This is a genomic window from Desulfitibacter alkalitolerans DSM 16504, assembly GCF_000620305.1.
GTDB lineage: Bacteria > Bacillota > DSM-16504 > Desulfitibacterales > Desulfitibacteraceae > Desulfitibacter > Desulfitibacter alkalitolerans.
This window is the reverse complement of the sequence record NZ_KK211101.1, coordinates 78235-100409: the sequence shown is the minus strand read 5'-3', so window position 1 is coordinate 100409 and position 22175 is coordinate 78235. Positions and strand designations below refer to the sequence as shown.

18 protein-coding genes and 1 pseudogene are annotated in these 22175 nt (G+C 37.1%); 5 read left to right on the top strand and 14 right to left on the bottom strand.

The window, feature by feature from the left end; genetic code table 11:
* Nucleotides 1–92: 92 nt before the first annotated feature.
* The 6 genes from K364_RS0112175 to K364_RS0112150 all read right to left on the bottom strand — a co-directional run bounded on the left by K364_RS0112175 (nt 93) and on the right by K364_RS0112150 (nt 7731).
* Nucleotides 93–1346 (bottom strand): DUF2220 domain-containing protein, encoded by a 1254-nt coding sequence (locus K364_RS0112175; RefSeq protein ID WP_028308247.1) that lies wholly within the window; start codon nt 1344–1346, stop codon nt 93–95.
* A gap of 1 nt (nt 1347) precedes the next feature.
* Complete coding sequence (locus K364_RS23945) at nt 1348–4686, bottom strand: ATP-binding protein (RefSeq protein ID WP_035269209.1); 3339 nt, start codon at nt 4684–4686, stop codon at nt 1348–1350.
* Nucleotides 4652–5284, bottom strand: coding sequence for a DUF4194 domain-containing protein (locus K364_RS0112165; protein ID WP_028308246.1), 633 nt, complete (start codon nt 5282–5284; stop codon nt 4652–4654). Before K364_RS0112165 ends, K364_RS23945 begins: the two co-directional genes overlap by 35 nt.
* The gene (locus K364_RS0112160; RefSeq protein ID WP_028308245.1) at nt 5284–6687 is read right to left on the bottom strand and encodes a Wadjet anti-phage system protein JetA family protein; all 1404 of its coding nucleotides are present in this window, start codon (nt 6685–6687) and stop codon (nt 5284–5286) included. The genes K364_RS0112165 and K364_RS0112160 overlap by 1 nt, the downstream gene beginning before the upstream one ends.
* A 159-nt stretch (nt 6688–6846) precedes the next feature.
* Nucleotides 6847–7446: a Uma2 family endonuclease gene (locus K364_RS0112155; RefSeq protein ID WP_028308244.1), complete on the bottom strand. Its 600-nt coding sequence runs from the start codon at nt 7444–7446 to the stop codon at nt 6847–6849.
* A 66-nt stretch (nt 7447–7512) separates the two neighbouring features.
* Complete coding sequence (locus K364_RS0112150) at nt 7513–7731, bottom strand: hypothetical protein (RefSeq protein WP_028308243.1); 219 nt, start codon at nt 7729–7731, stop codon at nt 7513–7515.
* 427 nt (nt 7732–8158) lie between these two features.
* Here K364_RS0112150 and K364_RS0112145 point away from each other — a divergent pair, with 427 nt between their 5' ends.
* Complete coding sequence (locus tag K364_RS0112145; RefSeq protein ID WP_028308242.1) at nt 8159–8725, top strand: hypothetical protein; 567 nt, start codon at nt 8159–8161, stop codon at nt 8723–8725.
* A gap of 55 nt (nt 8726–8780) precedes the next feature.
* On the opposite strand, the gene K364_RS23940 is transcribed toward K364_RS0112145, so the two are convergent.
* From K364_RS23940 to htpG, 3 genes are all read right to left on the bottom strand, one after another.
* Nucleotides 8781–10841, bottom strand: a complete 2061-nt coding sequence (locus tag K364_RS23940; RefSeq protein ID WP_051534034.1) for a biotin/lipoyl-containing protein — start codon at nt 10839–10841, stop codon at nt 8781–8783.
* Between the two features lie 11 nt (nt 10842–10852).
* Nucleotides 10853–12310, bottom strand: a complete 1458-nt coding sequence (locus K364_RS0112135) for an acetyl-CoA carboxylase biotin carboxylase subunit (protein WP_028308241.1) — start codon at nt 12308–12310, stop codon at nt 10853–10855.
* A gap of 381 nt (nt 12311–12691) precedes the next feature.
* A complete protein-coding gene (gene htpG / locus K364_RS0112130) occupies nt 12692–14572 on the bottom strand; it encodes a molecular chaperone HtpG (protein ID WP_028308240.1) in 1881 nt (626 codons plus the stop codon).
* 236 nt (nt 14573–14808) lie between these two features.
* On the opposite strand from htpG, the gene K364_RS0112125 reads away from it, so the two are divergent.
* The 4 genes from K364_RS0112125 to K364_RS0112110 all read left to right on the top strand — a co-directional run bounded on the left by K364_RS0112125 (nt 14809) and on the right by K364_RS0112110 (nt 18721).
* Nucleotides 14809–15729 carry a DMT family transporter gene (locus tag K364_RS0112125; protein ID WP_028308239.1) on the top strand — a complete coding sequence of 307 codons (921 nt, stop codon included), beginning with the start codon at nt 14809–14811 and terminating at the stop codon, nt 15727–15729.
* Between the two features lie 151 nt (nt 15730–15880).
* On the top strand, nt 15881–16894 hold the full coding sequence (locus tag K364_RS0112120) for a TRAP transporter substrate-binding protein (RefSeq protein ID WP_028308238.1): 1014 nt from the start codon (nt 15881–15883) through the stop codon (nt 16892–16894).
* A gap of 82 nt (nt 16895–16976) precedes the next feature.
* Nucleotides 16977–17456 carry a TRAP transporter small permease gene (locus K364_RS0112115; protein ID WP_028308237.1) on the top strand — a complete coding sequence of 160 codons (480 nt, stop codon included), beginning with the start codon at nt 16977–16979 and terminating at the stop codon, nt 17454–17456.
* Nucleotides 17453–18721: a TRAP transporter large permease gene (locus tag K364_RS0112110; protein ID WP_028308236.1), complete on the top strand. Its 1269-nt coding sequence runs from the start codon at nt 17453–17455 to the stop codon at nt 18719–18721. Before K364_RS0112115 ends, K364_RS0112110 begins: the two co-directional genes overlap by 4 nt.
* Before the next feature lie 179 nt (nt 18722–18900).
* On the opposite strand, the gene K364_RS0112105 is transcribed toward K364_RS0112110, so the two are convergent.
* From K364_RS0112105 to K364_RS0112090, 5 genes and pseudogenes are all read right to left on the bottom strand, one after another.
* On the bottom strand, nt 18901–19683 hold the full coding sequence (locus K364_RS0112105) for a dimethylarginine dimethylaminohydrolase family protein (protein ID WP_028308235.1): 783 nt from the start codon (nt 19681–19683) through the stop codon (nt 18901–18903).
* A 133-nt stretch (nt 19684–19816) separates the two neighbouring features.
* On the bottom strand, nt 19817–20326 hold the full coding sequence (locus K364_RS0112100; RefSeq protein ID WP_051534033.1) for a small multi-drug export protein: 510 nt from the start codon (nt 20324–20326) through the stop codon (nt 19817–19819).
* A 96-nt stretch (nt 20327–20422) separates the two neighbouring features.
* Nucleotides 20423–20554, bottom strand: a pseudogene (locus K364_RS27935) (hypothetical protein); the annotation flags it as partial.
* Between the two features lie 14 nt (nt 20555–20568).
* Nucleotides 20569–21285 (bottom strand): AMP-binding protein, encoded by a 717-nt coding sequence (locus K364_RS0112095; protein WP_242841709.1) that lies wholly within the window; start codon nt 21283–21285, stop codon nt 20569–20571.
* A 10-nt stretch (nt 21286–21295) separates the two neighbouring features.
* The gene (locus tag K364_RS0112090; protein ID WP_028308232.1) at nt 21296–22141 is read right to left on the bottom strand and encodes an SDR family NAD(P)-dependent oxidoreductase; all 846 of its coding nucleotides are present in this window, start codon (nt 22139–22141) and stop codon (nt 21296–21298) included.
* Nucleotides 22142–22175: the final 34 nt, after the last annotated feature.

Sequence of the window (22175 nt, the reverse complement as noted above, 5' to 3'; positions counted from 1 at the left end):
TTTTTAGAGTACCTGCGTGTGATGGCCACATTCGTAAAATATATGGGTACATGTAGATTATCTTATTATTTACTCTTGGAATCTTTTGTAACCTAGATTCCCAGCTTATCCTCAGTTAAGAGGGCTTCCTGTTCTAGACGAATCTTTTTTCTTATCATTATTTTAATAACTGGCCAGAATGTTTTATAGTTCTCATTTTTCATTAGTATCTCCAACTGTTTTATATATCTATTGTCTATTTCATCACAATAATCCTTATATTTCAACAGGGTATCCTCATCCATGAAAAGAGGTTCTAATATTGGTATTACCTTACTTAATATATTAAATATCTTGAATCCTCCCAAATCAATATCTCCCCAGTGATAAAAGGAAATAGCTGGGTTCATATTATACAGCTTTTCTAAAAGCTGTCTTTTTTTTGGGCCTGGAAATCCACCAACATATATCAAGAGTTGAGAATTTCTTGAAGCTTCATCATCCCCTTGAGCAACCATGTAATGAAAATTTGTTTTGTTTTCCACGGTGATTACCTTTGAAACATTGGTCATGGAAATGCTAATGTCCTGCAAATACTTGGCATCAATAACACCACCAAAGGGAATCTTTGAGTAATCAATTATGGTGTCACCATATTGCAAGCTTATTGGACCCCATACCAGTATTTCTTCTGAATTCTTCTCAATACCTAATTCCGCAATTATCTCGTCCTCAGTGTAGTCAGGACTTTTAATTAAATATTGATTTGCTATCTTTGTTAAGAGCCTCTTTACTTCCTTTTGAAAAGCTTTACTATGACCAAGATATTTAATACTAAATATCCTCTCCAAAATAACTGCATCATTTTTATCTTCCAGGCCTTTAAAGGTTCTAAATAACAAATCCCTTTGTACTTTTTGCAATGGGAGCAGCAAGGGAAAGTTCTGTTTCTCTTTTAACTCTTCAAGGCAGTCCATTATGAAATCCCTAAGCCACCTAAGCTTGATAACAGACAGCATATCTTCTAATTCCAGTACTGCCTCCCTTACCTGATCTCTTTTGGGAATTCTTACAACTGCTTTATAAGCTAGCTCTATCTTTTCAAGGTTTAGCCACACACAATCTAACAGGTTGCCCTTTTCATAAGGCAGCCATTTATAAAATATGATACCCTGGCTGGATAATTGGTCAACTATCTGATGAATAGCTTTCTTTAAGTGAGGCTGCTCACCATCATAGTACCAGGGAAGGCTTTTTTGGTTAATGCTAAAGGTTATCTTTCTATTTATTTTTGCTTTCCCCTGGTAATGAAGGCTGTTTTCATATTTATCCAACAAAGAATTTAAAATATGAGCTTTAAAATCCATTTCAAGCCCCCATCTCTCTAATTTCTTTGGGGTCAAATGCTTTTATAATAGTTTCACTTTTTATCCTTGTAACACAAAGATTCCTGTCAACAAGGGGAGCTATATCCCCAATCTTTTCTGTTGGAGCAGAAAGGATTACCTGGAGATCGAGCTTGCGGATTAAATTTATACTTTCTTTAATGCGCTGGTGATCCATTTTGCTATAAGCTTCATCAAAAACAATTATTCTTACTGTATTGTCCTGATTTTTGTTTTTTATCCTGTATAACTGAACAAAAGAAGCTAAAACAGAAATATAAAAGGGAGTTTGGGTTTCCCCACCCGACTTTTTAGCCATTACTCTAGACAGTCTGGATTCCATACCTCTATCATCAGTTACCACCAAATCAAAGTCCAGATATGTTCGATAATCAGTAAATTTGTCCAGGTTTTTGTTGAGCTCCTCTCTTCTGTCTGCACTTATCAGGCCTTCATCAACGTCAATAATCTGACGGAAAAGCTCCTCAACAATATCCTGATATTTGCTCTGAAAAGCGCTTGAAAAAAGGGTCAAGCCTTCTAAAAGCATGTCATCAGTAATCATGTCATAATATTTTCTGTACTGGGCACTTGGTATAACTTTAAATCTGTATTTATCCCTACCAAAGGGTACATCCTTGAGGGCTTTATTCAAATCATCAATTTGTTCCTGTGCATCATCAATATTTTTCTTTAGCTTGCTGATAAAATCTTCTTTGAACTGCTGCTGGGCCTTTTCTTTAGCATCCCTTATTTTCTCTTCATAATCTACCAGTAAGGTTTCTTCCAGCGATTTTAACTCTTGATTATATGCATTATTGTTTGGAGAGTTTATATCAAATCCCCCGTTATGATCTCGATTGTAAACTGCTCTTTTGTTAAGCAGGGCATTCCATTTATTATCAATACGGCTCTGGGTACCCTTAACTGCTGTAGTGAAGTTATTGATTATATTTGCCGGATCCTTACCCTGTTTTAATTCCTGCTGGAATCTGGGCTCACCCACTCCATCAATCCAGGATGCATCATATTTGTTTTTAATGAAATCCTGTTTAGCCCTTAAATTGAATTCTAAATTGGGAATGCTTTTTTCCTTTTGTTCCTTTTCATTTGAATATTTTCCCTGGGAGTTCTCCAACTGCCGTATCTGCTTGTTTACAATAGCTATATTTTGTTCTGTTTTTTCTAATTCTTCCTCCAGTTTAAACAGATGGCTTAAGTCTAATGAGCCCAGCCTTCTCGTGGCTTCTTCCCAGTCTTTCTTTACTACAGGCAGCCTATCAATAATATCTTTGCCTTGCAGCATGCTCCTTATGTTTTCATCATTTATATTGCTTGTGTTTCTCATTTGAGCTAATTTGTGGACCAGCTGCTCTAAGCCAGTACTTGTCTTTGAAACCTCTTTAAACCGTTCTTCTTTTATTCTTAGCTGATCAGCAATGGCCCTTTGCCCAATATAAGGTGTCTCATAGCGTGCAGGGTTTATCTGACGTGCCACGTAATTGTGGTAAAGCATGCAGCTTGGTGTAATTGCCGTCTTGTAATTACGAAGGTTTTCTACCTTATCACATTTTATGACATGACCAAGAAGGTAATTTGCATAAGCCCTGGCATAGGTATTGGGAGTTTCTATCTCCTCAGCCAGACTATCAACCTTACTCCTGGGGTTTCTGTCCATGATTTTTTCAATATCAACAAGACCCACATCATATATTTTATGGGTAAGCTTAAATTCATCATAGATTTTTAATGCTTCGACAAAATATTGGGGTTCAATAATTAGATAAAATTTCTGGGTATTCAAGTACCCCTCTATAGCATTTCGCCATCTGTCAGATTTAATCTCTAGTAAATCTGCAAAGATCTGGGGGCCAATGGCTTTGTCATACTTTGCAGTAAGCCTTTGAGAAATTAAGCTTTTTAGTTCCACAACTGCAGGCGGAAAGGCCTTTATACCGTGCTTAAGATTCTTTATCTCATCACTAAGCTTTGCAATTTCCTGTTGTAAATCATCTAGTTCTCTTTTCTTAACAGCATGGTAATCATTTATTTTATTTAGATATTCCTGGAAGATTTCTTTTAAAGCAGATAAAGATTCCCTGGTAATTAAATTAAAACTTCCCCCTGCTATATTTAACAGATTTTTCAACTCTTCCTCAATGGAAGGCATGTCCTTTAAATTGTCCTGACACCAACTATCTATCTCTTTCCATGTATAATAAATGCTCTTAACAATTTGAGTAAGACTATTTTTGTTCTGTTCTATTTCTTCAAGTTCTTTTTCCAGGGCTTTTATCCTGTCTTCCAATTCCCTTTTTTCACTATATTCCTTTGATTTGATTTTACGTTCAACTAGTTGATCTCTTTTATGATTTAGAGAAGTAAGCTCAAGCTCTTTAGTATCCAACTGATCCCTGGCTGCTGCAATTTTTTCTTTTAAAGCCTTGATGCTTTCAAGAGAAACATTAATTTCCTCCTGGAGTTGTTCTTCCATGGCGCGATCAACTAGATAAGTTTGAATCTTTAATCTCTGCAGCTCTTCATTATAGGAATCATACTGGGTTCTAATATCCTTCAATATTTCAATCTTCTTCTTCACTATTTCCAGGTCATGTTCAAGCTGTTTGTAATATCGTATATTTTCCTGCATGTCAGTTATATCAATTTTATTTTCCACATCACATACAAACTCACTTATAAAACCTTTTATATCCATAATGGGCGAAAAAGGCACAGCCTTTTTTAACAAGCGAAAAAATTTTTTATTTATTTGTCCTAGTTTTCCCAGGGCAACCTCTTGATACCTGTTATTGCTTTCAAAAAATTCGTATTGACCCCTGGCATAGTTGTTTAAAAAAAAGGCTTTAAGGGCTTTGCGATTAAGCTCAGTACCCTGATCAATAAAATGGCTGTCAGGTAATTTGTCATTCAAGTAAAAGAATTGATGGTCATGACTTCCATCACCATAAGAGTCAAAAACAATCCCTAAACAGAAGTATTTGTTGATCTTCTGGTCGTGGAACTCCAGAACCAGATAGCTGGAAAAGTCATCATTTCGCAAATATACTGTGTTGGTATCCTCATCCTCTGCCACCTCTCCCCTTAAATAACCTTTTAAGGAACGTTGAGATTTATCATTGGCTGCCTTGTTAAAATAATAGCCGCTGGTGTCACCAAGCAATACCAGCTGCAGGGCATCAATAATTGTAGATTTTCCAGCTCCATTTTTCCCTGTTAAAAAGTTTATATTAGAAAATTCTATAACCTGATATTTAATATAGTGCCAGTTAATCAACAACATCCTGGTCATTAGCTTCAACATCTTCACCTTCCTTCGTTAAACCATCATATAAACTACTTATTTTCTCATTGGTTACTAATAAGCTGATGCTGGGATAGATCAATAACCTGGTATCAGCTTTAGTCCAATCTCCATCAATCTTTTCAATAATATTGAACCGTTTTAACGTACCCAAACCTTCTCTTAAGGCACTATCAGGTGGCTTCTTTTCTATAAGTCCAAGGTGAAACATTTTTTCCACCAGTTCCCCTACAGTAGTGGTACATTGTTTGGATAATGAACCCTTTTCCTGGCTTTCCTCGTAGATGAGTCTTAAAATATATAAAAAATAGGTAGTGTACTTATCTAGTCTATAACGGTTGGTTCCAAACCTGTTATAGACAGCCATTACACCCCTGTAAGCGTCATTTTGTACATGCCAGCCGGCAATTTTTAAATACTCCTCGACAAGGGAGTAGTTTCTTTCAATAAATCGAAAGTCTCTATTGATTGCCATGCTTTTTGCCTTGCTGTCATACTCATCTCTTAGAATAAATGTTTTATTTAATAGAAGGTTAATAACCCTGGTAAACTCCTCTTTATCTTTTTCACTCAGCTTCTCCCACTGCTCAGACCACATCAGGAAATCTCCTCCTTCCTGGCAATTAAAAGGTTGGGTATACGGTAACCGTTTATAAACAGATAGTCATCCTTAAAATCAATTTTAAAGGGAATATCTTCTTCATCATTTTTGATACAAGCTAAAATAAGCTTGATAAAATCATCATCAGTTCCAAGCTGCAAATCCCTGGCCCTAAGTATACCCTGTTGGGCTAATTGTTCCATAATATAATCAACCACCTTATGATGGGAATATGTCTTCTCTAGCCTCTTTTTAAACTCATCCATTTCTGCCTGCAATTCCTCTTTATTAATGGTGCTTTGTAAATTGGCCTTGCGAGGAATGTGATCCCTTCTCTTTTGAGGCTCTGTATACATTGAATCCTCATCTATATATACCTGTTGGAATAAGGGTAAACCCATATTTAATTCTGATATCTTACCATCTCCTTCTGTGTCCTTGATGTCAGGTAATTTTTTAAGGATTTCCACCAGCTTGCCCTTTAAATCCCTGTCAGTGTTAATAAAGTACTGCATCCTTTCCACAGATGCCCTGGTGTATCTTGTATTTTTCTTGTCTATGGATTTTAACAGCTGATCAATGCCTTCATAAGTATCAATTATTTCTCCTATCATGACTATTACCTTTTGACGGCAAACATCTATATCCAGGTCATAGCCCCTTTTATTGGCGGTTTTAGCCATATCATCTATGAGCTTCGCCTCTGTAAGCCAGTTTTTAAGGATCTTTAAAATCCTGTTTTTAAATCTAGGAACACTGTCAAAGGTCTTTAATGGATGATAGATTCTGTCTGAAATTTTCTGGCGAAATACATCAAAGTGCTCAGCCAGGATCTCGCTCACTTCCACCTGTTCTTGAAGCCTGTGGTGGTAAAATCTCAAGTTCGCCAGCAGTTCCCGTAAAGCGTTTTCTAGATTCTCCGTTAACTGGTGGGCCTGGCGTAAGCCATCATACATATATTCTTCCCGTTCTAGATCAGCTGTCTTGAGAATAGAGTAGGCCGAGTATACAAAACCATTATATTCTGTGGTTTTGCCGCTAACTAAATCATGAAATAGATTAAGGAGCTTGCTGGCATATACCGGCACCACAAATTGTTCAGTAAAGCTTTGACTATCCTGTTCCCTTTCCAGCCAGCCAGTTTCTAAAAATTTTCTAATTAGAAAATGGGCCCTTCCAGATAAATTATCCTCCAAGGATAAAACTCCGTCCTCTTCTTCTAAAGCTAGAATCTGGTTCTCCAGGTTAGCAATTAGGCTGCTTACCAGGTCTTCCTTGGATATTACAGGTGTGTGCTGGTAGGCATGTCTAATCACAAACAATGCTTCTATATATATTCTTTTATTTAGCGAACTGAAAACCGCAAAGAAATTTTCCGGGTATATATCAAAAAACTGCATATTTACCTCACATGTTCTGTTTTCCTACTAGTTTTGACAAATGCATTGAAAAAACCTGCATAATTAGCCATAAAACTAATTTTACAGGCTTTGCTAATTGTTAATGTTAATGGTCTTTTTAAATAAATTTGGCTGCTTGGGCACCTGCTGTTGTTTGGCCTAGAAATTTGGCAGTTCAGGAATACTACTCATAATCCCGTTCATTGTAAAAGAAATACAGGTAATTTGCCCCGAATGAACTGGTTCGTTTTGCTTATATATCTCAAATAGCTCATACTGCCCATTAGTCAAGAGGTATTGTTCAATGAGCTCATTATTGACATCTACAATCCAGTATTCTGGAATATGGTATTTTGCATAGGTGATTATTTTTTGCTGCCGATCGCGCTTGGCCGAAAAGGGTGAAAGAACTTCAACTATTAGGTCAGGTGGTCCTTCAATACCACGTTTGGTGATAATTGAAAGCCTATTACGGTGGATCATTACTAGATCCGGCTGACGCACCTCTGTCTCCGATAGTATCAGGTCAATTGGAGCCGATAATACAATAAAATCCTGTGAACAATTCTGCATCATACGGTACTCGATTTGTTGGACGACAAACTGATGTATAGCATTTGGACTCGGTGTCATGGCCTCTAGCTGTCCATTGTTTATTTCATAGCGGATTCCTTCGTCTGGCATATTCGCATAATCCTCGTAGGTCACGGGTTGTTCTCTAATAAAGTCATGGGATTTCGCAGTTTTGTCCTTTTTCATACAAAACCTCCTCTATCTCTTTCTTTGACCTATTTATCCTAATTATACCAAACAGCTTTTTTTCCTTCAATCCAAAGTAAAGCTCCATAAAATTAAACCTGAATTCTCGAAACCACCGGTGAAAACCTTAATGAGTGCAGAATTAGGAAGATATTTTCTCAAGTCATCTGCTTGGCCAAGTGGTTGTGAGGGTACTGGTTCAGATATAGGTGTTGGTGTCGGCTTGGAACAGCCAGTTAGGACAAGCATAATAATTATTAAACAAACTAAAAACCTGGTTTTCATTTGCATAATCTCCTCACCTAAATAAATATTTTTACTTAGCTATTTGACGCAGGACAGCCCAAAATGTTCCAAATGCTGGTGTCGAAATGGTTTTTTTAATTGCCTATAGTTGATTATAGTTGATAGAATAATATAATTTAAATAGAATAGTGTAAATTCTCTCACCTTCTACTAAGCGCAAGGATAGATTGCAAAAGTTGGATATTTACCAAAGAACCAAGTGCAGCACTATTGTCTTGTAAGCCCAGAGGAAAAAGCTTTGAATTTTTTCACTTCAAAATTGCCTATATACTCTAATTGCAGCAGGTTTAGATGAAGAAACTATAGAACATCCGGACTTTCATGGGTTAGTAAAATAAGATGAATATGAAATATTGCTATGGCGTATATAAAAGCAAACGGTATTATGACTTGGTGGTAGAAATTTATGCTTTATAAAGTCTTTTTGTCTACACTAGCAATGTTTCTTACGAGTATGCACCTTTTTCATCCTGAGTTTGAGCTGGATACCATTGCAATAGTGTTAATACTATTAGCTATTGCTCCATGGATTACCCATCTAATTAAAAGTGTGGAGCTGCCTGGAGGGACAAAGATAGATTTAAAAGCTTTAAAAGACATTGAAGTTAACATGGCTCGAGCTGGACTTCTTGAAGAAGCTGAACACAAATCAGATATGATATTTTTTTCGGAAAATGCTGCATATGAAAATCCTCGCATAGCTTTAGCTTGTCTATTTTTTGAAGTTGAAAAGACTCTAAAATCAGTTGCTGAAATCCATCACATTCCTGCACAGCATAATAATCTAGATAGTTTACTTGGATTGCTCTATGATAAAAAGATTATATCCTACGAGCAAAAATCAGCCTTATTACAATTAATTGCATTATTAATTAGAGCCTTTCAAGATTGCAAAATTGACAAAAATGCTTCTAACTGGGCTTTAAGAATTGGACCTAAAATTATTAAAAGCATGGATAAATACCGATTTTAAACCATTAAAACGAAAAGAGCACCGTATCAAGCTGAAAAACGGTGCCCTATTGTACTTAGGTAGTACTAAGCTCTAGCATTTCTTTATTTACTTCTTTATTCGCTTTTCCAATAACAAACAGCAGCTGTCCTTCTTTAACAATATCATTAAGCTTTCCATGAATTTCAATCAATTGCCCATCAAAAGGAGCCTTTACAGAGTTTTCCATCTTCATGGCTTCAATATTAGCTATTTCTTCTCCCTGATGTACTAAGTCACCGACTTTTAGGGTGCCCCTCTTGGGATTACCGATCCGCCAAAGGTTGCCATTTAATGGTGCCCCAACCTCCTCAGGACCCTTAGCCATCCTTATTTCCACAACCTTTGCCCTTGGAGTCTTAATGGAATATACTCTGGTCTGATTATTTACCCTCATCACAACATGGATATACCCTTCATGTTCGCTGCCTACAGAAACTAGCTCTATAGTGCAGGGTTTTCCCCAAAAATCAAATTCTACTTTGCAGCCAGGCTTTAGTAAACCTTCCCGCCACACAGCTGTTGGCAGTACCAAGGGAGCCTCCCCATATTTTTCTCTGAATTGAATGAAATCCAAGGTATCTTTAGGATGCATGAGATATAGAATAAATTCTTCTTCATCAGGGCTTCTGCCCAGCGCAGCAGCCAGCTCTTTTTTAATTTTTTCCAAATCTTCATCTTCCATTAAATCCAAGGGAGAAAGCTCACTGCGGCTTTGAATATGCTCCTGCCACTCATCACCAAAGGTACTCTTATAAACCCAATCAGCAGGCCATCCTACTGGTAATTTACCATATTTGCCAAGGATAAGATTCTTAAAGTCACCTGTGGTTTGTCTGAAAAGCTGATAAAGCTCCTCCTGTTCTTGTTTATTCATGGCATTAATATCTTGGTTCTTTTCTTCTATAAACTTTGTAACAAGCTGAATAATATGCTTAACTCCAGCTTCACCCTTTTCCTTTTCATATTTATTAATAATGCCGCTGCAGGTTACCCAGGTTATTTGGGAACCAGGTGTAACATCCATGTACTTTATAATTTTATTATATAAAGACATCATGTTTAAAATTTCCGGCATGAGATGGAGAAATCCGCCTTTCCCAGCCTGCTCAAAAGAACTAGGAAATGCACCCCCCGGCATTTTGTGGTCAACTACAGTATAATCAAGGCCCTTAAAAGGTGATTCTGCCCAATTATATTCACCAATCCAATCTCGTACCTTGTGGACTGCTGCCTGGGCCGCTTCTAAATTAAGGTTTACTGGGACTCCTGCTTCCTCTAATAATGCTCTAACTGCTAAAATTGGTGGCTGCCCATAAAAACGGGTTAATGAATCCTCTTGAACATCAAGAGCCTTTGCTCCAGCTTGAGCCGCTGCTACTAATGCAGGAACTGCCAAACCATCAGTTGTATGTCTATGATATTGTATTACCAGATCAGGATACTTTTGTTTAATGGTATCGATTAAACTGCTTATCCGCTGCGGACTGCCAACCCCGGCCATATCCTTAATACATAAAATAATCTCGTCAGTACCTGCACAGAGTGCAACAATATCATCTACTACTTTAAGATAGTAGCTGTTTGTAGCCCAATCTGATTGGGTAAAGCATATGGTTGGCTCAAACAGCCTGCCTCTTTTTATAACTTCCTCTGCCAGTGTTCGCATATTTCGAACGTCATTAAGAAAGGAAAAACATCTCCATACATCAATATCCACATTAGCAGCAACATATTTTATAATGTTTGGTGGGTAGGGTCTGTAACCCCATAGGTTGGTTTCTCTTATTAGTGTTTGAAGGAGCACCCTCGGCATCTTTTTCCTTAGTTGGTCTATTTCTTCAAAGGGGCTTTCTCTTCTGTTCATTATCCCAACATGCCACCTTGCCCCTCCATGGCATTCCACACTTAACAAGCCCATCCTGTTATAATAGGGTGCAAGGGTATTTAGGTCATAGCTGCGATGTCTATTTTTATAGTCTGATTGCCCAGCGTCTCTCATAGAAGTTGAGGTCAAACAAACACCATCTAAAGACCTAATTCCATTGACAATCTGCTTGGGTGTCATTCCTGGTTCAACAAAAATATAATCCTTCATCATGTCACACCTCATATCCATTTTGGAGTGCCTAATGCTGATACTTCAGCTACATATCTGGCCACTTTAAGCATTTCGTCTTCACTATCTTTTTCAATAAATTTGGAGACAAGCTCCTCCATATGTTCTTCTATAAAACGTGTAGAGAATTCACCTTCAATAAATTTAGGATGCCTTATTATACTTAAAAGCAGTGGTGCCAGTGTCTTAACCCCTTCAACCCTAAGGTTTTTACTGATAGCTCTATCCATAACCCTTATGGCATCCCTACGATCAGCACCAGTAGCCATAATAAGCATAACCAAGGAGTCATAATATGGTGGTATCTCTGCTCCTTCATAAACGCCTGGCGATATTCTAACCGCCGGCCCCTGGGGTGAATGCAGTCGTGTAATAGTGCCAAAGGATGGGCTAAACTGGCGAGGATCTTCGGCATTTAATCGGACTTCTAATGACCACCTATTTGGAACTATGTCCTGCTGCATAAATGGCAAGGGTTTTTTCTGAGCTACGTCTATCATGATGCCTACAATGTCTAAACCAGTTGTAAGCTCGGTGATGCCGTGCTCCACTTGAAGTCTTGTATTTACTTCTAAAAAGTAAAACTTCCTGTTTGGTGCGTCAAATAAGAATTCAACAGTGCCTGCAGATACATATCCAATTTTTTGCATGAGTCTAACCGCAGCGTTACAAAATTCCCTTCTTAATCCAGTGTCTAATGACGGAGATGGGGTCTCTTCAATAATCTTTTGGTTGCGGCGCTGAATGGTGCATTCACGCTCATATAGATGTACTACATTACCATATTCATCAGCCACAATTTGCACCTCAATATGACGTCCCCGCTCAATGTATTTTTCTACTAGAACCCTATCATCCCCAAAGGACTTCATGGCCTCAGAGCGGACCTGTGAAAGAGCTGTCCCAATCTGCTCATGGTTCTCAACCTTTAGCATTCCCTTCCCTCCGCCACCGGCAGAAGCCTTTATCATAATGGGAAATTCAACCTTCTCTCTTTCCATCCATTGAATTATTTCCTCAACAGTTGTAAGGTCATCAGCTCCGGGAATAACAGGTATGCCTACTGATGCAGCGATTTTCTTAGATTCAATTTTATCTCCCATGGCTCTAATTACATCAGCTGGTGGGCCAATCCAGGTTAAGCCCGCATCCATTACTCGCTTTGCAAAGACGTCATTTTCAGCAAGAAAACCCCAGCCTGGGTGTACCGCATCTGAGCCAGTCTTTAGTGCAGCATCTATTATTCTATCAATATTTAAATATGAATCACCTGGTGGAGCATCACCAATATGAACTGCCGAATCAGCCATATGCACATGCTGCGATAGTCTATCAGGTGTACTGTAAACAGCAGTAGTTTTTATTTTGAGATCACGGCAGGTATGCATGATTCTTACTGCTGGCACACCCCGGTTTGCAACCAACACTTTTTTAATTTCTCTTTCCATTTAATTACCTCCTGTATTATCAATTACAATTAAAGCTTTACAAGGCACAACTCCCACACTATACCCTTCCTGGTATCTGTAAGATTTTCCATATGCTTTAAATCTATGGTACTCCAAAAGCTCAGAAAAATATACTTACGTAAGTATGATTTTAGAAAAATAACAAATGACCTTGTGTATATACTATTCATAAGTGATTATAAATATCTATACTATAAAAGGAAATCCTCTATCTGTAAATAGTTATTATACTTGTATACAGAATTCTTGTTAAAAAAATCACCCCATCCAGGAGTGATTTTTAATTATCCTCATTAGCATATTTATTTTTTGATTATGATTTCAATTTAAATCCTCCCCTAAGAGGAGAGTCAAGGAGATTTATTCTTGCATAATTTTACAAATATTGTTTGTAAATTCTATTGGATCTTCGATTGGTAAACCTTCAATAAGTAATGCTTGGTTATAAAGCACATTAGTATATAGCTTAAACTTATCTTTATCAGTTTCATACGTTCCCTGCAGTGCTTTAAACACATCATGATTTATATTGATCTCTAAAATTTTGTCTGCTTTTATTTCTGGATTGTTAGGTATTGACTTTAAGATTTTTTCCATTTCAATGGTAACCTCGCCCTCGTTTGCTAAACAGACAGGATGAGTTTTTAGTCTTTTTGATGCTCTGACATCCTTAACCTTGTCAGATAATATGCTCTTCATTTGCTCAAACATTTCTTTTTTATTATTATCTGTGTCAGAAGCGTCTTTGGTTTCATCTGTTTCTATACCCAGGTCACCACTGGATACAGATTTGAATTCCTTATCTTTATAATTAATAAGAATTCTAACTGCAAATTCGTCAATATCATCTGTAAAGTATAGTATTTCATAGCCCTTATCAGCAACCAGCTCTGTTTGAGGCATTTTCTCTATTTTTTCAATGGATTCCCCAGACGCATAATAAATATATTTCTGTTCTTCTGGCATTCTAGACACATACTCATCTAAAGTGACTAGCTTTTTTTCTTTTGAAGAATAGAACATTAGCAGGTCTTGCAAAACATCCTTATTCATTCCAAAGTCACTATATATTCCATATTTTAACTGCCTGCCAAAGGATTTATAGAATTCCTCATACTTCTCTCTTTCATTTTTAAGCAGATTTTCCAGCTCACTTTTTATTTTTGCTTTTATGTTTTTTGCAATTAATTTTAGCTGCCTATCATGTTGGAGCATTTCTCTTGATATGTTAAGAGATAAATCCTCAGAATCCACCATTCCCTTTACAAAGCTAAAGTAGTCTGGTAGAAGGTCAGCACACCTGTTCATTATTAAAACACCATTTGAATATAACTCCAGGCCTTTTTCATATTCTTTTGTATAATAATCAAAGGGTATTTTTTCTGGTATAAATAGAACAGCTTTATAGCTTATAGTACCTTCAGCACTTATATGAATATGCTTTACTGGTTTATCAAATCCATACCTTTTTTCAAAATAGAAGCTTTCATAATCCTCTTTGCTTAGTTCATTTTTATTCTTTTTCCAGATTGGTACCATACTATTAACAATTTGTTCCTCTGTGTATTCCTCAAATTCCTCTTTGTTATTTTCCTTAGGTCTTTTCCTGGTAATATCCATTTTAATTGGATAACGTATAAAATCTGAGTACTTTTTTATAATGGATTTTAATTCATATTCATCCAAAAACCTTTCAAAGTTTTCATCCTCAGTATTCTCTTTGATTTTAAGTATAACCTCTGTGCCGGTTACTTCCCTTACATAAGGCTCAATGGTATACCCCTCTGCACCCTTGGATTCCCACTTATAGGCTTCATGGCTGCCAAATGCTTTGCTGATGACAGTGACTACATCAGATACCATAAATGCTGAATAAAATCCAACTCCAAACTGCCCTATGATGTCATAACCATCTTTGATTTCATTTTCTTTTTTAAATGATAGAGATCCACTTTTTGCAATAACCCCTAAATTCTCCTCAAACTCCTCCTTTGTCATTCCAATACCAGTATCGGAAACCTTTAAAAGGCGATTATCTTTATCAACTGCCACTTTTATATAATAATCATCTTTGTTAAAGGTAACGGAATCATCGGTTAACGCTTTGTAATAAATCTTATCAATTGCATCACTAGCATTGGAAATTAGTTCCCTCAAAAAAATTTCCTTATGGGTATAAATAGAGTTAATCATCAGATCCAACAACCTTTTTGCTTCTGCTTGAAATTCCTTTACTGCCATGCTTTATCTCTCCTTTCAATAATTAATGTGCAGTGCCAATAATAGTTTATGGAAGGTATTCATCTGCTTTTTTAGCACTCTCCCCGGCAGAGTGCTAATGCCTATTCTTTATATATCAAAAGGGAAGTTTTATGTCAATATTTTTTGAGGTAATTTTATGTATTCAACATATGAATCCAATGGTATATAATGATAATACATGTCTTGTAATGTATAGCATAGGAGATGAGTTTCTTATGAAAATAGGTAAAACTTTACCTTATCTTTTGCTAGTTTTAGCTACAATGCTTTGGGGTGGCAATTTTGTTATTGGCAGGGCTATTTCAGGCCAGGTACCTCCTTTGACACTGGCTTTCTTACGGTGGGTCGTGGCTGTAGTAATTTTTTTGCCACTAGCCTGGCAAGAAATAGGTGCTAATAAGCAGGAGATCAAAAAATGCTGGAAGGCTTTAGTATTAATGGGACTTACAGGGGTAGCCGGTTTTAACACATTAGTTTATGTTGGTCTGCATTATACCTCATCCATAAACGCTTCACTTGTAAATACAATTACACCGTTAATCATACTTTTACTCTCATATTTTCTTTTAAAGGAGCCATTGCTGTACAACCAACTACTTGGGCTGATTTTATCCATATCAGGAGTTTTTCTAATACTATCAAAGGGCTCTTTAGATGTATTAATTAGTTTATCTTTTAATGTTGGAGATTTAATAGTTTTTATTGCAGTACTTTTATGGGGTGTGTACTCAATTATCATCAAGTATAATAGTGGCCGAATTCCACTTTACAGTTCCCTGGCAATTCCCATGGTTATTGGTATGTTTACTTTACTGCCCTTTTCTTTATGGGAGCTGTTTATTGCCGGACAAAAGGTTATATGGTCCATGCCTTCCATAGCAGCTATTGTCTATGTGGGTATTTTTGCATCAATAGTTGCCTTTTTATCCTGGAATAAAGCTGTTAGTTTAATTGGTCCTGGAAAAGCAGGTATATTCCTAAGCCTAATCCCCTTATTTACCACTATTTTTGCTATTGCTTTCATTGGGGAAACTTTAAAATGGTATCAAATGGTTGGTGGTGTATTAGCTGTCGCAGGTATTTACCTGGCTACCCGTATCCAAACAGCAAGCCATATAAAGGACTCTGCTTTTTAAATTTATTAGCAGGAATGTATGAGTTAATGTCGAATAATAGACACTTGACGTTCTCTTGACATTATTAATAGTTGTCAAGTGTTCTGTTAATTTTGTTGTCAGTTAATGAGGAGAAAAATCAACATCAATAAGTTTAGGAGGATTTTGCTAAATGAGAAAAAGCAGTGTTTTGAGTGTTTTATTAGTACTACTTATGTTAGGAGCTATGGCTTTTGTTACAGCCTGTGGGGGTGATACCTCAAGTAAAAACCAAGATGATGAGAAGGTTTATGTTCTTCAGGCAGGTCATTCTCTTCCTGAAAATCATCCATATGAATTAGCTTTCAAGCGAATGGCTGAAAATGTTAAGGAGCGTACTAATGGTCGTGTAATTATAGAGACCTTTCCTGCTAGTCAGATCGGGGCCGAACGCGAGTTAACTGAAGCATTGACTTTTGGAACAGTAGATTTGGTTGTATCTTCTACTGCACCTATTACAAACTTTGTACCTGATTTAGGAGTACTTGACCTTCCCTTCTTATTTGCAAGTCGTGAAGCTGCAGTTAAGGTGTTAGAAAGTGAAATCGGAGATAGCTTGCTCGCTCAATTAGGGGATCAAGGAATTATAGGAATGTCTTGGGGTGAAAATGGGTTTAGACATATTACTAATAGTATTCGTCCCATTCACTCTCCTGATGATTTAAGGGGAATTAAAATTAGAACTCAAGAAAATGACATTCATATAGCAGCTTTTGAAGCACTAGGTGCCCAGCCAACTCCAATGGCTTGGACTGAAGCTTTAACAGCTTTCCAACAGCGAGTAGTGGATGCTCAAGAGAATCCAGCAATTGTGGCCGATCAATTTAATTTATTTGAAGCCAACCAAAAATACATGTCACTAACAGGTCATGTTTACTCGGTTGCCATCTACATGATGAGTCAAGCCACATATGACAAACTGCCGGAAGATCTGCGTGAAATAGTTTTGGATGAGGGACGTAAAGCAGGCCCATATGAACGTGAATTAATTATTGAAATGGAAAAAGAATCACTTAACAGGCTTCGTGCACAGGGAATGGAAATTCTTGAAGATATTGATATAGAACCGTTCCGGACTGCTATTGCTTCTGTTTATAATAGATATAATAACCAGGAGCTGCTTAACAGCATACTTGAAGCTCAATAAAAACGGCATTAAAATGCACATAGGATAAACGGGGATGTTTATTGTCCCCGTTTATTTTTAACATAAAGAAAGGGGGCAAATCATGGGCAAACTTATAATTTTTATTAACACATCACTAAAGTATATACTTTTTTTACTGATGATTGCATTAATTATTTCTGTATTCTCTCAGGTTTTGTTTCGCTTTGTTCTCAATCAACCTCTTGCATGGACAGAAGAGCTTGCTCGCTATATTCTCGTTTGGTTAACCTTTCTCGGTGCAGCCTATGCAATGTCCTTAAAGGCTCATATAGGGGTAGAGTTTTTTGTTAATAAATTACCAGACAGCTTGCATAAGATGTCACTTGTTTTGTCAACACTTGTGAGTATTGCCTTTTTCATTATTCTAATTACACAGGGCTATTCAATGATGACTAGATCCATGAGTCAACTCTCACCAGTTCTTAAAATACCCATGGGGGCAGTCTATGCAGTAATACCTTTTAGCGGCATTATTTTAATTATTAATATAATTTCTGAAACTATTAAAGCCCTGTTTGATAAGGGAGGGGTTGATAAATGATTTGGATATTATTCCTATTATTAGTTGTGTTATTCATTATTAACGTTCCTATTGCTGTAGCATTAGGCTTGTCAGCCTCCATAGTAATTATTATTCAAGATAACGTTCCTCTCATTGCTGTGATGCAGCGTATGTTTAACTCAGTTGACTCCTTTCCCTTGCTTGCTATACCTTTTTTCATTTTAGCTGGCAAACTCATGGAAAGTGGAGGAATTTCAGGGCGTTTAATTCATCTGGCAAACGTTGTTTTTGGTAGAATCAGAGGTGGACTTGCAATTGTTTCAATTATTGCTTGTGCATTTTTTGCAGCCATATCTGGCTCAGCAGCCGCCACCACTGCAGCAGTGGGATCATTGTTAATCCCCGCCATGGTAAAAAAAGGCTACGATAAAAACTTTTCAACAGCCATTCAGGCTGCAGGTGGCACAGTAGGAATTATGATTCCACCAAGTGTCCCCTTGATTTTATATGGTGTAACTGCCAGCGTATCAATTAGCGATCTATTTGTGGCAGGAATTATTCCTGGTTTATTTGTTGTTCTATCTTTAATTATACTTGTTTATTCCATATCACTAATGAAAGGCTATGGCGGCGGCGAAATATTTGGTTTTAATGATTTCCTAATAGCTTTTAAAGATGCTATTTTAGCTTTATTAATGCCGGTAATAATTCTTGGAGGAATCTACGGAGGTATTTTTACACCTACTGAAGCGGCAGTAGTAGCCGTTGTTTATGGACTAATTGTAGGATTATTTATTTATCGTGAGATTAAGTGGAAGGATCTAATTAACATCTTCACATCTTCCATTGTAACTACTTCAGTAATTATGTTTATTATTGCAGGCGCTTCAATTTTTGGATACTTATTGACAAGGGAAAGGGTTCCTGCCATGCTGACTGAGTTGATGCTCAATTTTACTGAAAGCTGGATTGTCGCCCTGCTGATTATTAATCTCATCCTGCTTATCGTTGGTGTCTTTATGGAAACTGCTGCTGCAATCATTATTCTAACTCCCATTTTAGCCCCAATAGCTGTTGCCATGGACATTAACCTGGTTCACTTCGGCATAATTATGATTGTGAATTTAGCAATTGGATTTATTACTCCTCCAGTTGGCATTAATCTTTTTGTGGCCTCCAACATAGCAGGCATTAAGTTTGAAAAAATTGTTCAGGCTATTGTACCCTTTATCCTTATAATGATTGTAAATGTACTTATTATTTCCTTCCTGCCTACCATGAGCTTATTATTGTTAGGCCGTTAAATCATAAGGTCATTAATTAAACCACCTGCTCATCATGCAACAGGTGGTTATTATTTATCCATTTCAAAGGGCCTATATACCTATATATATGTACTTATTTGCCATGCTTATCCGATAACTTAGCGTTGCTAGGCTCCTGGATCTGTTCAAACCCCACCCTACTGATAGAAGTTTCTAAATTATATGCCCGGTATTCTTAATGAAAGGCATGTAAGCCCTCCATCCATTTTTTCAAACTCTGACATTTCAACTTCAATAATCTCATACCCTGAATCTAATAGAGCCTTTTTGGTCTTTTTAAAGCCTTTAGGTATCAGAAGAAAACCATTTACCAATATACAGTTTACTGCATAAGCTTCATCTTCATCCACCCTTATGATATTGAAATCCTTAAATACCGCATTATCCAGAAATTCACCTGCAGCAACTAATGTATTATTACCTATATAAACTACACCGGTTTTCAAATGTAGGAACTGTTTTACAGGCACTGTAGAAGCGGTATAACCATATTTATTTAATACTCTGGTTAGCTGGCCTGCCCCCTCTGAGTCCGTTCTTGCAGATAATCCAATATAAAAATGGTTTTCAACTCGCAAAATATCGCCGCCATCAAGACAGGCATCATCTGTCAAGTATTCTATCTTATCATAAAAGTTCTTTAATGCATCAGCTATTTCAAGTTCTTCTCCTCTTCTAGAGTCTGCCCCTGGTTTTGTAATTATTGCACATTTTTCTGTTACAATTGCTACATCCTCAACAAATGTTGAATCTGGATACCTTTCATCTGCATTGAGAACCATAACATTACAGCCACATTTTTTGAATGCCTCAATATAGCCTTCATGCTGCTTTAAGGCTAATTCATAATCTGGTTTTCCCAGGCCTGATGTGGTAATACCTTCAATAAAATTTTTGCAGGGTCTTCTTACTATTACATTCTCTATTACATTATTTATCACGTTTTAGCATCTCCTTTTCCACCATCATATTAGATTATTATAAATTTAGGAATGTATTCATTTGATATGCCGGGGAATCTTTATTGTATACCTATTACTTATTGAGACTGTAGCTGGCAATTTTGTCAATTTGTCAAGCCTGACCCTTGAAGAAGGAAAGCCCATAAAAAGATATTATGCCCATTCCTATAGACCAGACAGCCAGACTAATTGTCATCCAAATAGCTGTTGATCGCTTTGGGCTTTTAAATGCTAATGCCATAACAGCTGCTAAATGAATACCTGTTATGGCAGGGGCTAGTAAGGCCAGTCCAGGAAGACCGTAGCGATTCCAGATTTTTCGGGCACGATTCCCTCTTTTTGAGATCTTTTTAGGCTGTTCCTCTGCCTGGCTGTCATAAGAACCCTTTTCACCCTCACTTTTTCGAGACTTACGCTGAGACTGCCAAATCTCCCATTTTTCATAAATAGCAATAATTATCCAAACAGGTATAACATTCCCCACAAAGGCAGCCATCACAACCCAAAAAGGTGACAACCCACTGGCTATTGCAACAGGAATTACCACTAATACTTCTATCCAGGGAGTAGCAGCCATGATAAAAACCACTACATACTCCCAAATATGCAATAATTGATTCACTATATACTCATCCCTTTCCTGGTCATCTGTACAACATTTCAACCAGATTATTATACCATATATGGTCCTGTCTTTCTGCGGTAAATAATCATTTGTTTATTTAAGCTGCTTTTTATCAAGTTTGCCTAGAGGTGTGTAAGGCATTTTATCAAGAAAAACTATATCCCTTGGTAATTGAAATCTTGCAACTCTGGGACGTAACCATTCAAAAAGTTCCTCTTTTGTGACAGCGGCATTTTTTTCTAGGAGTACAAATGCCTTAAGCCTCTGTCCAAAGTATTCATCACTAAATCAAATAGTTTTAGTTTTGTACATAAAGCTAAAAGGGGATCTAAAAAATTAAACAAAGACGGTTCATGTGCCGCTGTTTTGTAATTTCCCGTGGTACCACCTGTCAGCAGTACAATTCTACTAGATGAATTCCTTTTAATTCTCAGGCTTTCATTAACATCTGCATATATTAAGTTGTTTACTGCTGGTAGGGTATTGTGATAAGTCATGATCTTATCCTTACTATAGCCTGAAGCTTCAATTAAAGAACCCAGCTCATCGTCATATATAAGAAGATTAAAGTCAATACTCTCTAACAGTTTATTAAACTGCCCACTGCTCATTTCAGCATTGAGCAGGTGTATGTCTGCTCCCAATAGGGAAACAGCAAAAATGGACTTTACCAAGGAGGCATGGTTTTTACATAAAAGCCCTACTTTATAACCTCTTTTAAGCTGATAGCGTTCTTTTAAAACAGTAGATAACTTTAGCGATTGCATAAATAGTTGTTTATAATTTAATGTTTCATGGTCATCCACCAGGGCAATCCTATGAGCATATGTCCTGTTTGCAAAGTATAAGAGGGCCATTAGGTTTATCCCGTATCTATTAAGGGCAGCTGCTAATCTGTACAGTTTTAAGGGAGAAAGCAATTGGGCTTTATATAAAAAATAGAGAAGTTTACACATCTTCAAAAGGTCATTCCCCCTTTTTTCTTAATATTCTCCAAGCCAATGTGTCCCAGATGCCCCTAAAAATTATTGATGACAATTGTCCAAGGATTAACCACCATGGAGTATATTTTTTCCTTCGTGTATACATGGATTTACAAATGATTTTAGCTACATGGACGGGGCTCATGGCAGGCAGCCCCTGATAAGCAGCTGTTGGCAGAATCATGGGCGTTTTTACCAGGGGAAGATATATAGAAGTAGTGGCTATCCCCATGGCATTCAACTCGGGAGCTGCAGACCGAAACCATGTGTCAAAAGCTGACTTGGATGCCTGATAAGCAGCCCAATGGGGAAAGGGAATTAACAAAGCATTTACTGTGGAGATGTTTATAACCTGCCATTGGTTTTCTGCAAGAAGGGGAAGCACTGACAACAGCAATTGAACTGGTGCAAAATAATTGATAGCCATGGTTCTTGTAAAATCATGGTGTCTATCTAATGAATTGTTGATGGATCGCCTGATTGATATACCTGCATTACTTACCACTATATCTAAACCATCAGGTAATTGATGAATAAACCTTAATAATCCGTCCATTTCTTCCTTATTTCTAAGGTCTGCCGGGAAAATACTCACCCTGGCAGCTTTCTTTTCTATTTCATTTTTCATTGCTAGAAGCTTTTGTTCTGTTCTAGCCACTAAAATTAAATGCACATTAATATCTCCAAGAAAATAAGCCAATTGCTCTCCTATTCCAGAACTTGCTCCAGTTATCAAAACAGTTTTTCCCGTCAGACTGCGTCTAAGTCTGGTTTTGTTCAAATAAGTTGGTGGAAATAATATATTTTCCAAAAAGCTGTATTTATGCATACGGCCTCCATCTTTAATGATTACTTACAAAAAT

Bases quoted from the DNA above. Each gene is read 5' to 3' on its own strand.
- K364_RS0112175 (WP_028308247.1), bottom strand. From the start codon at position 1,346: ATGGATTTTAAAGCTCATATTTTAAATTCTTTGTTGGATAAATATGAA.
- K364_RS0112095 (WP_242841709.1), bottom strand. From the start codon at position 21,285: ATGTGTAAACTTCTCTATTTTTTATATAAAGCCCAATTGCTTTCTCCC.
- K364_RS0112135 (WP_028308241.1), bottom strand. From the start codon at position 12,310: ATGGAAAGAGAAATTAAAAAAGTGTTGGTTGCAAACCGGGGTGTGCCA.
- K364_RS0112120 (WP_028308238.1), top strand. From the start codon at position 15,881: ATGAGAAAAAGCAGTGTTTTGAGTGTTTTATTAGTACTACTTATGTTA.
- K364_RS0112155 (WP_028308244.1), bottom strand. From the start codon at position 7,446: ATGAAAAAGGACAAAACTGCGAAATCCCATGACTTTATTAGAGAACAA.
- K364_RS23940 (WP_051534034.1), bottom strand. From the start codon at position 10,841: ATGAAGGATTATATTTTTGTTGAACCAGGAATGACACCCAAGCAGATT.
- K364_RS0112145 (WP_028308242.1), top strand. From the start codon at position 8,159: ATGCTTTATAAAGTCTTTTTGTCTACACTAGCAATGTTTCTTACGAGT.
- K364_RS0112160 (WP_028308245.1), bottom strand. From the start codon at position 6,687: ATGCAGTTTTTTGATATATACCCGGAAAATTTCTTTGCGGTTTTCAGT.
- K364_RS0112125 (WP_028308239.1), top strand. From the start codon at position 14,809: ATGAAAATAGGTAAAACTTTACCTTATCTTTTGCTAGTTTTAGCTACA.
- K364_RS23945 (WP_035269209.1), bottom strand. From the start codon at position 4,686: ATGTTGAAGCTAATGACCAGGATGTTGTTGATTAACTGGCACTATATT.
- K364_RS0112110 (WP_028308236.1), top strand. From the start codon at position 17,453: ATGATTTGGATATTATTCCTATTATTAGTTGTGTTATTCATTATTAAC.
- htpG (WP_028308240.1), bottom strand. From the start codon at position 14,572: ATGGCAGTAAAGGAATTTCAAGCAGAAGCAAAAAGGTTGTTGGATCTG.
- K364_RS0112115 (WP_028308237.1), top strand. From the start codon at position 16,977: ATGGGCAAACTTATAATTTTTATTAACACATCACTAAAGTATATACTT.
- K364_RS0112165 (WP_028308246.1), bottom strand. From the start codon at position 5,284: ATGTGGTCTGAGCAGTGGGAGAAGCTGAGTGAAAAAGATAAAGAGGAG.
- K364_RS0112150 (WP_028308243.1), bottom strand. From the start codon at position 7,731: ATGAAAACCAGGTTTTTAGTTTGTTTAATAATTATTATGCTTGTCCTA.
- K364_RS0112090 (WP_028308232.1), bottom strand. From the start codon at position 22,141: ATGCATAAATACAGCTTTTTGGAAAATATATTATTTCCACCAACTTAT.